The sequence below is a fragment of the Micromonospora sp. NPDC051227 genome, from assembly GCF_044455385.1.
GTDB lineage: Bacteria > Actinomycetota > Actinomycetes > Mycobacteriales > Micromonosporaceae > Micromonospora.
This window is the reverse complement of sequence record NZ_JBITET010000005.1, coordinates 317,468-330,401: the sequence shown is the minus strand read 5'-3', so window position 1 is coordinate 330,401 and position 12,934 is coordinate 317,468. Positions and strand designations below refer to the sequence as shown.

Here is a 12,934-nt window from a genome sequence, read left to right as displayed (position 1 = left end):
CAGCCGGCTGCTCCTGCCCAGCCCGGTGATGAGCTGTTCGCGGCGTAGGAACGCGTCAGACCGTCCTGGCCACGAGCCTCAGCAATGCGGCTGGCGCCCAGGGGGTCAGTCGTCGTCGCCCTTCTTCTTGTCGCGGTTCATGGCCAGGTCGAGGGCGAGGACGCTGCCGATGATGAGCAGCGGGTCGACGCCGGCGGTGACCTGCACGGCGTAGGTGTCCCGGATCGTCAGCCACCGCTTGGAGACCGAGGCCACCTCGGTGCCGCCGCGTTCGATCACGTACTCGTGGTCGAGCAGGTCACCCTTCATCTCCAGGTCGTCGGGCCCCGGCACGTCGATGGTGAACTTGTCGCGGAACGGGGTGAGGAGCTTCTTGCGGACCTCTGCGGCCTTCTCGCCGCCGATCCGGATCTCGTACGTCTGACGCAACGCCACCAGGTGCCGGTGCAGCGTGGCGACCTCATGGCCGGACGCGTCCTCGATGACGACCTTGTTGCGGACGCTGAGCACCTTGCCGTCGACATGGAAGACCTTGGTGCCGTGCTCGTCGAGCACGTCGAAGTCGTCGCCGATCGAGAAGAACCGCTCCTTGATGACAAACATGATTCGATTCTCCCCCACCGCGGCGACGAGTCGAGTCGTCCGCAGCGAACCGGTCACGCCTCGGTGGCCTCGACGAAAGCCTCGATCAGGTGCGGGGGGACTCGTGACGCAGTTGGTCAGGCGCCGGGCGATGAGGCGGGTAGAGCCGAGCGGACGGCCGGTGACCAGCATCGGAGTAGACAGTCATGCCGCTGCGAGTCCACTCTGGCAAGCTGTCCCAGTGATGGTCGGTGATCTATTGGACGACAGGTATCAGGTCGAGAGCCGTCTCGGTACTGGTGGCATGTCGGCCGTCTGGCGGGCGTGGGACCGGGTCCTCGAACGCGCGGTGGCCGTCAAGGTCCTGGCCGGCGCGCAAGCCACCGCTCGAGGCGCACGACAACGCATCCAGGCAGAGGCCCGGGCCGCTGCCGGCCTCTGGCACCCGCACGTGACGAGTGTGTACGACTATGGCGAGCACACCGATGCCGCCGGCCGCCAGGTCTCGTACGTGGTGATGGAACTGCTGCCCGGCCAGACCCTGTCCCAGCGACTTGCCGCCGGTCCGCTGCCGCCGGCCGCCGCGATGCGGACGTGCGCGCAGGTCGCCGAGGCGCTCGCCGCCGCGCACGAACGTCAGCTGGTGCACCGGGACATCAAGCCGTCCAACGTGATGCTGACACCGGCCGGTGTGAAGGTGGTCGACTTCGGTATCGCCACCACTGTCGGCCGGCCGGAGCTGGAGGCGGACGGACGGCTGTTGGGCACTGCGGCCTACCTCGCGCCCGAACGGCTCGCCGGTGGCAATGTCCTGCCTGCCTCCGACGTCTACGCGCTCGGACTGTTGCTGTACCGAACGCTGACCAATGAGCTGCCTTGGTCGGCGGAGACCCCCACGCAGATGTTGACCGCTCACGTGTACGTCGATCCGGCACCGCTGCCTGACATCGAGGGAGTGTCCCCCGAGGTTCACCACCTCCTCGACCGTTGCCTCGCCCGGGATCCGGCGGATCGGCCGGACGCCGCGGAGGTGGCCACGGCCCTGCACGGTTTGACCGATGACGCCGAACGGCGGGTGAAACAGGCGGAGCAGTCGGCAGCCGTCTCGACCGTGTCGGCCCCGACCACCGCCGGTCCCCCTCCCGGTCGGCGTCGCCGCATCCCGAACGCCGTGTTGATCCCCGTCCTCATCGCGACGGCGGGGACCATTTCGCTCCTGCTCCCCCAGTTCATACCCTTCGATGGCAGATCGGGCGGGGTCGCCACACGTGACGGTGCCACCCCGCCCGACGCCGCCTTCGATGTGTCTGCCACTGAGGCACCTCTTCCCCGCCAGGCCTCCGCGGGGCCCACACCAGTCTCACGACCGAGCCGCACGGTGACCGCTCCGGCTGGGCCGGCTGAACCAACCGCCAGAGCCGGTTCGACGGCCGGCCCTGGCCCTGCAACGTCACCCGGTGCCGAACAGCCGACGGGGCCGTCCAGTGCCGCGTCGGCGCCGATCTCTCCGAATCCAGGTACGCCTCTTCGGGCACTCGGTGGCGTGGTGACTGTGCTCTGCACCGGCGATCAGGCTCGCGTTGTCGACGTCGCTCCTGCCCCCGGCTACCGCCTCAAGGATTACAACGCCGGGCCCGTGAAGGAGATCCACGTGGTGCTGCTGTCCGCGGGCAACAAGAGTGAGATCAGGGCGCGGTGTGACGACGGCACGCTATTGCCAAAGATAAAGGAGAGCCGTCAGTGAGCGGATGACGCGCGCCCTGAGTGGTCATGGAGGCCCACCGGTTGGTGTCGTCATCTTCGGATGCCGTTCGACCCCCCGTAGGCTCGGCTGTCCCCCGTGCGAGCTACCCGCAAGTGTCCACTGCACGGTGACGATTGTGGCGGCGGAAAACCATAGGTTTCTTCGTGTCCGCCGGCGCTCCGGTCGCGGTCTACAAAGGAGTCGCCATGCGATTCGTCAAACAGTTTCTCGCCGTCGCCGTCGCCGCCCTCGTCGGCTGGCAGAGCGTCGCCGCCGTCGAGGGCAGCTTCTTCCTCACCTTGGTGATCGGCGCTGCGGCGGCAGTGCTGGGCGTGGTCGTCTACCGGTGGGTCGTGCGGCGCACCGAGCGCCGTGAGCCCACCGAGCTCGGCCTGGACGGCTGGGGCGGGAAGCTGGGCCGCGGGACGCTCATCGGCTTCGCCATGTTCGCGGCCGTCATCGCCAACATCGCGTTCCTCGGCGGTTACCACGTCGAGGGCTGGGGTTCGCCGACGGGAGCGTTGGGTCTGCTCGGGTTCATGGCGGCCGCCGCCGTCACCGAGGAGCTGCTGTTCCGGGGGGTGCTGTTCCGCATCATCGAGGAGCGTACGGGCACCTGGATCGCTCTCGCCCTGACCGGCGTGGTGTTCGGTGCGATCCACCTGGCGAACCCGGACGCCACCCTGTGGGGGGCGACCGCCATCGCCATCGAGGCCGGGTTCATGCTGGCCGCCTGCTACGCCGCCACCCGGAACCTGTGGGTCCCGATCGGCCTGCACTTCGGCTGGAACTTCGCCGCCGGCGGCATCTTCAGCGTCGTGGTCTCAGGCAACGGCGAGTCGAAGGGGCTGCTCGAGGCCTCGACGTCGGGGCCGGTCGCGCTGAGCGGCGGTGCTTTCGGGCCGGAGGGCAGCCTGTACGCGGTGCTGGCCGGCGTGGTGCTGACCGCGGTATTCCTGTGGCTGGCCAAGCGCCGCGGGCACATCATCCCGCGCCGCCACCGCACGGCGCAGGCCCCGGCAACCGCTACAGTCACCCAGTGATCAAGCTCCGGAGGCTCCCGGATCTGTGGCGGCAGTGGCCGATCACGGTCCGGGATCTCCCGATCGCCCTGGCCCTCGCCCTCGCGACTGTGGTCCCGGCCCTGGAGCGACAGGGGACGCAGCTCGGCGACCTCCCGGACCGCCCGTACGACGCGCTGACCATCGGTGTCGTCGCCCTGGAGTGCCTGCCGCTGGCCGTACGCCGTCGGTGGCCGGCTGTCTGCCTCGCGCTGGTGTCGCTCGGCTTCGCGATCGACCAGCTCCGCGGCTACCACACCATCGCGGGTACGGGACTGGCCATCGCGCTCATCAGCGCCGGCACCCACCTGGAACGGCGCCGCTGGACCGTCGCGGGTCTCGCCTCGGCGGCGTACGTGCCCCTGGCGATCTCCCTCGACCGGCTCGGATCTGGTGAGGGCGTCGCGGGGTTCACCACCTTCTACCTGCTGCTGGCGCTCGCGTGGGGCATCGGGGCGTGGCTGCGCCAGAACCGGGCCACCGAGGCGGAGCGCCGCCGCCATGTCGAGGAGGCCACCCGTACCGCAGAGCGCACACGCATCGCCCGGGAGCTGCACGACGTTGTCACCCACCACGTGACGGCGATGGTCGTGCAGGCCGAGGCGGCGCGCTACCTGACGGGCGCCCCGGACAAGTTGAACCAGACCTTGACCGCGATCACCGGGACCGGCCGCCGGGCCATCGGCGACCTGCGGCAGCTGCTCGACCTGCTCAATCCGGATCACAACAGCACAGGCGATCCGCGTACGCCCTCCGTCGGCGACCTGGACGCCCTCGTCGAGCATTCCCGGCAGGCCGGGCAGCCGGTCGAGCTCGTCCGGGAGGGCACGCCGGCGGCGGTCACCGACAGCGCCGAGGTGGTGGTGTACCGGGTGGTGCAGGAGGCGCTGACGAACGCGCTGAAGTACGCGCACGGCAGCCGGACCAGGGTTCACGTTCACCACGGGGAAGGAGAGACGACCGTGGAGATCAGCACCGACGGCTCCGGATCTGACAGCGCGTCCCCGGGCGGCAGCGGGCGCGGCCTCGCCGGGCTCCGCGAGCGGGTCACCGTCCTCGGTGGCGACTTCAGCGCGGATGCGCAGGCTTGCGGTGGCTTCCTCGTGCGGGCCCGGATCCCGGCTGGAAACGCGTCGTGACCGCGCCGGTCCGGGTGCTCGTCTGCGACGATCAGGAGCTGATCCGCGCCGGATTCGCGACGATCATCGACGCCCAGCCCGACATGGAGATCGTCGGCGAGTGCGGCGACGGGCGCGCGGCAGTCGACCTGGCCACTCGGCTCCGGCCGGACGTGGTGGTGATGGACATCCGGATGCCGGTGCTCGACGGCATCGAGGCGACCCGCCTGCTGGCCGGCGCGGGGGTCCCCGTGCCGGTGAAGGTCCTCGTGGTGACGACGTTCAACCTCGACGAGTACGTCTACGAGGCGCTGCGCGCGGGCGCCAGCGGCTTCCTGCTCAAGGACGCCCCACCGGCGCAGCTGCTCCACGGCATTCGCACGGTAGCGACGGGTGCCGCGCTGCTTGCCCCGGAGGTGACCAGGCAGCTGGTGGGCAGGTACGCGGCCCGCATCCGTCCGGCCGAGGGTGACCCGGACGGCGGCGCGCTGACCCCACGCGAGCTGGAGGTGCTCCGGCTCATCGCGGAGGGGCTCTCCAACAGCGAGATCGCCGCGGCCCTGGTGATCAGCCAGGAGACGGTCAAGACGTACGTGTCCCGCATCCTCACCAAGCTCGACCTGCGCGATCGGGTGCAGGCCGTGGTGTACGCGTACCGCCGGGGCCTGGTGACCTGAGACGCTGAAGGCCTGGCTTCGATGGCACCCGGGTGTTGAGGAGGTCTGCCGGGACCGTCTGCTGCGGCACGACCATAGCCGGTACACCGGTGGCCGCCCACCGTACGGCTACGCCGCTGGCGGACGGCGCTCGGTGGCGGCAGGTTGCAATCTGGGTGGGTGCCGGCAGTGACTGGGACGGAGATGTCGTCGGGCAGAGCGGTGGGCTGCCCCGGCTACGGGCGGGCGCGGAGTGGCCGTCCCACGGCGGGGATCCGTTGCCGTTCGTCGCTTCCCTCGACTGCGCGGCGCTTCCGAAGATCGAGAAGCTCCCCTTGCCGGTCCGGCGCCGGGCCTGTGCCGTGAGGTCCTGGGCGTAGTCGGTGGAATCGTCAGGTCAGGCGTTGGGCTTGACCTCTTTCGACGGGATCCCCGGTCGGGCAACTCGGCTGGAACGCGCAACTGCTCGGCCCGAACCTCGACCCGGACCACGTGCTGACCAACACGATGGTCTACTGGCTCACCGACACAGCCGCAGTCGGCCCGCCTCTACCGCGAGGACTTCCCATGCGGCTGACAAGCCGACCGAGCCGACGACGCTGGTGAGCGACATCCGTGGCTTCTTTCGCCAACTCCACTGACCCACACCCAGCAGGTACGCGCGGCGGGCGCCCGCCGCGCATACCCCTGATCTCAACCCTTCGGGAAGGCCACCCGTGCAGACCCTGACCCGCCGCGCCCTCAACCGCGCCACCCTCGACCGGCAGTTGCTCCTGCGCCGCGCCGACCTCACCCCGCTGCAGGCCATCGAGCACCTCGTCGGCCTTCAGGCCCAGACCCCGCACACCTGGTACGTGGGGCTGTGGACCCGACTCAGCGAGTGCCGACCCGAGGACATCGGGACGCTGCTCACCCAAGGACGGTTAGTGCGGATCGCGCTCATGCGCTCGACGATTCATCTCGTCAGCGCGTCCGACGCGCTGGCGCTACGCCCGCTCGTGCAACCGGCGCTGGACCGCGACCTGTTCACCAACCAAACACACGGCCGGTCCATGCGCGGACTGGACACCGCGGACCTCGTCGCTGCAGGCCGGGAACTCCTCGACGAGCAGCCGCGCACCCCGAGCGAACTCGGCCGGTTGCTGGCCCAGCGGTGGCCAGATCGGAACCCAGCGAGCCTCGCCTACGCGGTGCGCAACCTGCTGCCGGTCGTGCAAACGCCGCCGCGCGGCGTGTGGGGCGCCAGTGGCCAGACCGTCCACGCGCCGCTCGAATCGTGGGTCGGCGCGCCGCTGCGCACCGACCAGCCGATCGACCAGATGATCCTGCGATACCTGGCCGCGTTCGGCCCGGCGACCGTACGCGACGCGCAGACCTGGTGCGGTCTCACCCGGCTGGCGGAGGTGCTCGACCGGCTCCGGCCCCGCCTGGCCACGTTCCGCGACGAGAACGGCGTCGAACTGTTCGACCTACCCGACGCACCCCGACCCGACCCGCAGGTCAGCGCGCCTGCCCGGTACCTGTACGACTTCGACAACCTGCTGCTGTCCCACCACGACCGGTCCAGGGTGGTCACCGACGGGCTCCGCCAGCAGAACTTCGCCCCGCACGGTCCCGTCCCCCGCCTGGTACTCCTCGACGGCTTCACCGCAGCGACCTGGACGGTCGCCACGGCACGAGGCGCGGCGACCCTGACCGTGCATCCGTTCGAACCATTGTCCGCGTCCGACCGCGAGGCATTGACCACCGAGGGCAGCGAGCTGCTGGACCTGCTCGCCCCCAAAGCGTCACACGGAATCCGTTTCACCGCACCGACCTGAGAACCGCCCTCCCGACACTGGAGGACACGCTGCCGAAGAGGGTCGCCGCCGGGGGTGAGGTTTGTGTCCCTACGACTCTCGCGCGCGGTTACGGCGGTGTTGGACGATCAGCGCGACCGCGCAGAGCAGCGCCACCAGGCCGAACCCGGAGCTGATCCACTGGTTGTCCGCCGCTGTCGACAGCACCACGTTGGCCGCCGCGCTGACGAAGAGCACCAGCCACAGCAGCGGGCGTAGCAGGCCGCCCGGCTTCTTCGACGCGGCGACCGGGGCCTCGGTGATGCGGTACGGATCGGTCATGACTGCCTCCTTCGGCGAACGTTCCTCGACGCCGTCAACGCTAGGTAGGCGGCGCGGCGGGGACGATCCCGCCAGCTCGACGACAGTGGTACAGCAGGCTGTACCTTCCGCGCCGGGCGTTGCCGGGCGGGGCCTGCGGTGGCCTATGTTGGCGGGGGAGGTGGGTCGATGGCGTACGTGCGGGGCCGGGTTCGCGCCTCGGTCGACGCCCTGGAGCACCTCGTCGGAGGGCTGGGCACCGCCACGCTGGCTCTGGGCGCGCTGCTCTGGGCGGCGATCGTGGCGGTGGCCTGCCTGGGCGGGGTGGGGTTGCTGGCGGCGCCCGGTGCGTTGCGGGCGGTGCGCACGGTGGCCGACCGCGAGCGGGCCCGGCTGTCCCGCTGGGGCGAGCCGATCCCCACGCCGGGGCCGGTGCCGGCCGCATTACGGACGGCGACGCGCGATCCCTTCGTGCGCCGGGAGCTCGGCTGGGTCGGGCTGTACTCCCTCATCGGCCTGGTGACCGGGCTGGTTGGCATCGCGCTGCCGCTCTATGCCGTGCAGGACGTCACCTTCCCGCTGTGGTACCGGCTGATCCCTGCCGACGCCGGCGCGCCGGGGATCGTCTGGTGGCGCATCGACGGATTGTCCGAGGCACTCGCGGTCGGCCTGCTCGGGGTGGGCTGGCTGGCCGCCGCGATCTGGTTCAGCCCGGTCCTGGCCCGTCTCCAGGCCTGGCCGGGCCGGTGGCTGCTGCCTCCGCCGCCGGGTGTCGACCTGTCGTTGCGGGTGGCCGAGCTGACCGCCACCCGCGCTGCGGCGCTGGACGCCCACGCTGTCGAACTGCGCCGGATCGAGCGGTCGCTGCACGACGGCACCCAGAACCGTTTGGTCGCGGTCAACGTGTTGCTGGGCGCCGCGCGGCGGGCCGTGCGCCGCAATCCGGACCGCGCCGACGAGATCCTCGGGCAGGCGCAGGACGCTGCGGAACAGGCGCTCGGCGAGCTGCGTACGGTGGTGCGCGGGATCCTGCCGCCGGTGCTGGACGACCGGGGTCTCGCCGGCGCGCTGGCGGGGCTGGCCGGCAGCTGCGCGGTGCCCTGCCGACTGGAGGTGGACGTGGCGGTGCGGTGCGCGGCCTCGGTCGAGGCCACCGCGTACTTCGTGGTGGCCGAGGCGCTGACCAACGTCGTCCGGCACAGCGGTGCGAGCCGCGTGGACGTGGCCGTGCGCCGCGAGCGCGGCCGGCTGCTGGTGAGCATCGAGGACGACGGGCACGGCGACGCGGACGAGACACGTGGCTCAGGGCTCACCGGTATCCGGCGGCGGGTCGAGGCGTACGACGGCCGGATGACACTGACGAGCCCACCGGGAGGGCCGACGAGAATGGACGTGGAGCTGCCATGCGGATCGTGATCGCCGAGGACGACCCGCTGCTGCGTGAGGGTTTGGCGCTGCTGCTGCGGGCGGAGGATCTGGACGTGGTCGCCACGGCCGGTACTCCTGGCGAGTTCCTGGTCGCCGTCGACGAGCATGCGCCGGACGTCGCGATCGTGGACGTACGGATGCCGCCGACCCACACCGACGAGGGCATCGTGGCCGCGGTGGAGGCCCGGCGGCGGCGCCCCGGCCTCGCGGTGCTGGTCCTGTCGGCGTACGTGGAGCAGGCGTTCGCCACCGACCTGTTCTCGGTCGGCGCCGTCGGGCTGGGCTATCTGTTGAAGGAGCGGGTGGGCCGGGTCGAGGAGTTCCTCGCCGCATTGCACCGCGTCGCGGGCGGCGGCAGCGTGATCGACCCGGAGGTGGTGGCGCAGTTGCTCGCCCGCAACCGCCGGACGGACACGGCGCTGAGCGAACTGTCGCCGCGTGAGCGTGAGGTGCTGGGGCTGATGGCCGAAGGGCTCGGCAACAGCGCGATCGCCGAGCGGCTGTTCGTCACCGACGGCGCGGTGCACAAGCACATCCGCAGCATCTTCTCGAAGCTTCAGCTTCCACCGGACGACAGTGCCGACCGCCGGGTCACCGCGGTGCTGCGCTACCTGGACGGCGATCGGCGGTAGCGCCTGCTGTACCCGGACCTGGCAGCCCGCGGGATGGTCGCCGTTCTCCCACGTCAATAGCGTTTCTGGTGCGCGCAGTTCTTGCCGATGACACGGAAAGAGGCCACCAGAATGCCGGACTATCCGGGACAGACCATCGAAGCAGCGGTACGCGTCGAACAACTCACCCGCGTGTACGACGCCGGCCGTAACCAGGTGACTGCGCTGACGGGCATCGATGTCGGCTTCGACCGGGGCACCTTCACCGCGGTGATGGGCCCCTCGGGCTCCGGCAAGAGCACGCTGCTGCAAACCGCGGCCGGGCTCGACCGGCCCACCTCGGGGCGGGTGGTCATCGGAGGCACCGACCTGTCCGGGCTGTCCGAGACCCGCCTGACCGAGCTGCGTCGTACCCGGATCGGGTTCGTCTTCCAGGCATTCAACCTGATCGGCGCGCTCACCGTCGAGGAGAACATCGTGCTGCCCCTGCGCCTGGCCGGCGTCCGTCCGGACCGGGCCTGGCTGACCCAGGTGGTCGAGCGGGTCGGCCTCACCGACCGACTGCACCACCGGCCGGCCGCGCTCTCCGGCGGCCAGCAGCAGCGGGTGGCGATCGCCCGGGCGCTGGCCACCCGCCCCGAGGTGATCTTCTCGGACGAGCCCACCGGCGCCCTCGACTCGCGGACCGCGGCGGAGGTGCTGACTCTGCTTCGCGCGGTCGTGGACGAACACGGGTTGACAGTGGTGATGGTGACCCACGATCCGATCGCCGCGTCGTACGCGGACCGGGTGCTCGTGTTGGCCGACGGTGCGATCGTCGCGGACCTTCCGCAGCTCGGAGCCGCCGGTATCGCCGAGCACCTGGCGTCGCTGGATCGGCGGGTCCTCCGATGACCGGGCTCGCCGCCCGCCTGCTGCGGCACCGCGCCGGCCCCGCCGCCGCGACCCTGCTGGCCCTGATTGTCGGCGTGCTGATCCTGGTGGCGATGGGCACCCTCGTCGAGTCCGGGCTGCGTTTCCGCGCGGAGCCACGGCTCTGGGCGGCGGCCGACGTGGTCGTCGCCAACCGCACGGTCAGCCACACGTTCAAGGAATTCGACGGCGAAACCACCACGAGCACCGTCACGCTGCCCGAGGGCGGCACTGTGGACGCGGCAGTGGTGGACCGGATCCGCCAGGTGCCGGGCGTCGCGGCCGTCGCCGGCGACGAAGGGGTGCTGATCGGCTCACCCGCCGCCGTGGGCCACGGCTGGGACACGTACGCCTTCACCGGTCGTCCCCTCGCCGCGGGTGCCGCGCCACGAACCGACGACGAGGTGCTGGTCGACACCCGGCTCGGCGTGGCACCCGGCGACCGCATCGACCTGGTCGTCGGCGGGGTCGGACGGTCGTACCGGGTGAGCGGAACCGCCGAGACCGGTTCGGCGGCGGTGTTCTTCACCGACGCGCAAGCCACCCGGTTGTCCGCCCATCCGGGCCAGGTGGATGCGATCGGCGTGCGGATGGTGCCCGGCTCCGACGTCGGCGCGGTCCGCGAGATCGCGTCGGCGGCCGGTGCCACGACGTACGCCGGAAAAGACCGTGGGAACGTCGAGCAGTCGGAGAACCAGGCCGCCCGGACGTTGCTGGTCGAGGCCGGATCGGCCTTCGGCGGGTACGTCGTCCTGCTGATCGTCTTCGTGGTGGCCGGCACCATCGGGCTGTCCGTCCGGCACCGTCGACGTGACCTGGCGCTGCTGCGCGCGGTCGGGGCAACGCCGGGGCAGGTGCGCCGCATGCTGATCGCCGAGGCCGCGCTGCTCGCCCTGGTCGGCTCCGCCATCGGCGGCCCGGTCGGCCTGCTGGCGGCCCGCTGGGTGCACGGCGAGCTGGTCGGGCGGGGCTTCGTGCCGGCCAGCTTCCCAATGGTCGGCGGCCTGTTCGCGGTGCCGGCCGCTGTCGGTACGGCGGTCCTCGTGGCGGTGCTCGCCGCGTTGGTCGCCGCACGCCGGGTCACCGGGATCAAGCCGATCGAGGCGCTCGGCGAGGTCGCTGTCGAGCCTCGGCGTAGCGGCCGGGTGCGGCTGATCGCCGGCGTACTGACGCTGGCGGCGGCCGGCACCTCCGGGGCGTTCACGCTCGGTGCCGCCGGGTCGACCGGGGCACTGGCCGGCGCGGTCGGCATGCTGTACCTGTTCGTCATCGCGGTGGCGCTGCTCGCACCGACGATTAACGCGTACGCGGCACGCCTGCTCACACCGTTGTTGCCGCGGGTGTGGCGGGTCAGCGGCTACCTGGCTGCGGCCAATCTGCGGGCCAACGCGCAGGGCATGGCGACCGTCCTGACCGCCCTCGTGCTGTCCGTGGGGTTCGGCGGCTCGGTCTGGTTCCTGCAGACCAACCTGGAACGGCAGACCACCACGCAGAGCAGCGCGGGAACCCTCGCCGAGCGGGTGATTGTCGCTCCGGGTGGGCTGCCGGCGGACACGGCGCGGAAGATCCGCGAGTTGCCCGGGGTGCAGGCGGCCACTGGTGTGCACCGTACGCAGGTGGTGGTGCGAGGGCTCGACGGCATCGAGCCGGTCAGCGCGCAGTCGGTCGACCCGGCGGGCATCACGTCGACGATGGACCTCGACGTGCGCGAGGGCAACCTGGCCGACCTGCGCGCTGGCACTGTCGCCCTGTCCGCGATGCAGGCGTCCTCGTCCGGTTGGGACGTCGGCGATCAGGCGGAACTCTGGCTGGGCGACGGCACCCCGGTCACGTTGGACGTCATCGCGATCTACGGCCGTGGCCTCGGCTTCGGCGACGTCACACTGGCTGCCGATACGGTCGCCGGGCACACGGCCGGGGACACCAACGACGAGGTCCTGGTCAGCGCCGGCCCCGAAGCCGACACCGCGTTGGCCACGTGGTCGGCTGGGCAACCGGGCACCACAGTTCTCGACGCCGCCACCCGTACCCGCCTGATCAGCACCGATCTGGCGCTCGGTGCCTGGCTGAACCGGCTGCTGATCGGCGTGATGGTGGGGTACGCGGCGCTGGCGGCGGCCACCACGATGGTGATGGCCGCGCTGGCCCGCCGCCGCGAGTTGGCGTTGCTCCAACTGGTCGGGGTCACCCGCCGTCAGATTCGGGGAATGATCCAGGCCGAACAGGTCGGGCTGCTCGGCACCGCGGTGCTGATCGGCGCGACGATCGCGGCGCTGACCCTGAGCGCGGTCGTCAACGGACTGACCGGCAGCCCGATCCCGTACGTCCCGCCGCTCGGTTGGGTGGCGGTGCTCGGTGGCACGACGCTGCTGGCGTTGGCAACCACTGTGTGGCCCGTCCGACGGCTGCTCAGCGCCCCTCCGATCGACAACATCGGTGTGAAGGAGTAGGCGTCGCGGCAAGAGTATCGGCGACCGTGCCGCCTCCGCGTACATCGCTGGGGCGACACGGTCGCCCTGGTGTCCCAGCTACGGGTAGACCACCCCGGCGAGTTGGGCGGCTGCGCAGCACCGCAGAGCACTTCACCGCAGAGCACTTCGTGGGAAACAGGACGCCGCACTCCCGGCTTGTACCTCAGATCGCTGGGTGCGGGCATCGGCCCACCATCGCGTCAGGGGTGAGCCACCCTCAGCGTTCTGAGCACCGACGGCTGGCTTGTCCCT

The 12,934-nt window shown here is 71.1% G+C and carries 12 protein-coding genes; 10 read left to right on the top strand and 2 right to left on the bottom strand.

Annotated elements, in window-relative coordinates:
* Positions 1–105: 105 nt before the first annotated feature.
* Positions 106–603 carry an LURP-one-related family protein gene (locus tag ACIA47_RS16415; RefSeq protein ID WP_203117852.1) on the bottom strand — a complete coding sequence of 166 codons (498 nt, stop codon included), beginning with the start codon at positions 601–603 and terminating at the stop codon, positions 106–108.
* Between ACIA47_RS16415 and ACIA47_RS16410 the strand changes: the two genes are divergently transcribed.
* From ACIA47_RS16410 to ACIA47_RS16385, 6 genes are all read left to right on the top strand, one after another.
* The gene (locus tag ACIA47_RS16410; RefSeq protein ID WP_396708644.1) at positions 593–2,326 is read left to right on the top strand and encodes a protein kinase; all 1,734 of its coding nucleotides are present in this window, start codon (positions 593–595) and stop codon (positions 2,324–2,326) included. The two genes, ACIA47_RS16415 and ACIA47_RS16410, sit on opposite strands and share 11 nt — an antisense overlap.
* 206 nt (positions 2,327–2,532) lie before the next feature.
* Complete coding sequence (locus ACIA47_RS16405) at positions 2,533–3,369, top strand: lysostaphin resistance A-like protein (RefSeq protein WP_396708642.1); 837 nt, start codon at positions 2,533–2,535, stop codon at positions 3,367–3,369.
* On the top strand, positions 3,366–4,526 hold the full coding sequence (locus tag ACIA47_RS16400; protein WP_396708640.1) for a sensor histidine kinase: 1,161 nt from the start codon (positions 3,366–3,368) through the stop codon (positions 4,524–4,526). Before ACIA47_RS16405 ends, ACIA47_RS16400 begins: the two co-directional genes overlap by 4 nt.
* Positions 4,523–5,182, top strand: coding sequence for a response regulator transcription factor (locus ACIA47_RS16395; RefSeq protein WP_203117843.1), 660 nt, complete (start codon positions 4,523–4,525; stop codon positions 5,180–5,182). Before ACIA47_RS16400 ends, ACIA47_RS16395 begins: the two co-directional genes overlap by 4 nt.
* Before the next feature lie 32 nt (positions 5,183–5,214).
* Complete coding sequence (locus tag ACIA47_RS16390; protein WP_396708638.1) at positions 5,215–5,541, top strand: DUF1963 domain-containing protein; 327 nt, start codon at positions 5,215–5,217, stop codon at positions 5,539–5,541.
* Positions 5,542–5,877: 336 nt separating this feature from the next.
* On the top strand, positions 5,878–6,981 hold the full coding sequence (locus tag ACIA47_RS16385; protein WP_396708636.1) for a winged helix DNA-binding domain-containing protein: 1,104 nt from the start codon (positions 5,878–5,880) through the stop codon (positions 6,979–6,981).
* Between the two features lie 69 nt (positions 6,982–7,050).
* Here ACIA47_RS16385 and ACIA47_RS16380 read toward each other — a convergent pair whose 3' ends face one another.
* A complete protein-coding gene (locus ACIA47_RS16380; RefSeq protein WP_396708634.1) occupies positions 7,051–7,281 on the bottom strand; it encodes a hypothetical protein in 231 nt (76 codons plus the stop codon).
* Between the two features lie 168 nt (positions 7,282–7,449).
* On the opposite strand from ACIA47_RS16380, the gene ACIA47_RS16375 reads away from it, so the two are divergent.
* The 4 genes from ACIA47_RS16375 (at position 7,450) to ACIA47_RS16360 (ending at position 12,661) form a co-directional block, all read left to right on the top strand.
* Entirely contained in the window at positions 7,450–8,676 is a 1,227-nt protein-coding gene (locus ACIA47_RS16375; protein ID WP_396708632.1) for a sensor histidine kinase, read from the top strand.
* Positions 8,664–9,320, top strand: coding sequence for a response regulator transcription factor (locus ACIA47_RS16370; RefSeq protein WP_030333728.1), 657 nt, complete (start codon positions 8,664–8,666; stop codon positions 9,318–9,320). The genes ACIA47_RS16375 and ACIA47_RS16370 overlap by 13 nt, the downstream gene beginning before the upstream one ends.
* Positions 9,321–9,431: 111 nt before the next feature.
* Entirely contained in the window at positions 9,432–10,193 is a 762-nt protein-coding gene (locus ACIA47_RS16365; RefSeq protein ID WP_396708629.1) for an ABC transporter ATP-binding protein, read from the top strand.
* Entirely contained in the window at positions 10,190–12,661 is a 2,472-nt protein-coding gene (locus tag ACIA47_RS16360; RefSeq protein WP_396708627.1) for an FtsX-like permease family protein, read from the top strand. Before ACIA47_RS16365 ends, ACIA47_RS16360 begins: the two co-directional genes overlap by 4 nt.
* The last annotated feature ends 273 nt before the right edge of the window (positions 12,662–12,934 follow it).

Excerpts from the sequence above, each read along its gene's own strand:
- ACIA47_RS16380 (WP_396708634.1), bottom strand. The coding sequence starts at position 7,281 with ATGACCGATCCGTACCGCATCACCGAGGCCCCGGTCGCCGCGTCGAAG.
- ACIA47_RS16365 (WP_396708629.1), top strand. The coding sequence starts at position 9,432 with ATGCCGGACTATCCGGGACAGACCATCGAAGCAGCGGTACGCGTCGAA.
- ACIA47_RS16375 (WP_396708632.1), top strand. The coding sequence starts at position 7,450 with ATGGCGTACGTGCGGGGCCGGGTTCGCGCCTCGGTCGACGCCCTGGAG.
- ACIA47_RS16370 (WP_030333728.1), top strand. The coding sequence starts at position 8,664 with ATGCGGATCGTGATCGCCGAGGACGACCCGCTGCTGCGTGAGGGTTTG.
- ACIA47_RS16405 (WP_396708642.1), top strand. The coding sequence starts at position 2,533 with ATGCGATTCGTCAAACAGTTTCTCGCCGTCGCCGTCGCCGCCCTCGTC.
- ACIA47_RS16410 (WP_396708644.1), top strand. The coding sequence starts at position 593 with ATGACAAACATGATTCGATTCTCCCCCACCGCGGCGACGAGTCGAGTC.
- ACIA47_RS16360 (WP_396708627.1), top strand. The coding sequence starts at position 10,190 with ATGACCGGGCTCGCCGCCCGCCTGCTGCGGCACCGCGCCGGCCCCGCC.
- ACIA47_RS16415 (WP_203117852.1), bottom strand. The coding sequence starts at position 603 with ATGTTTGTCATCAAGGAGCGGTTCTTCTCGATCGGCGACGACTTCGAC.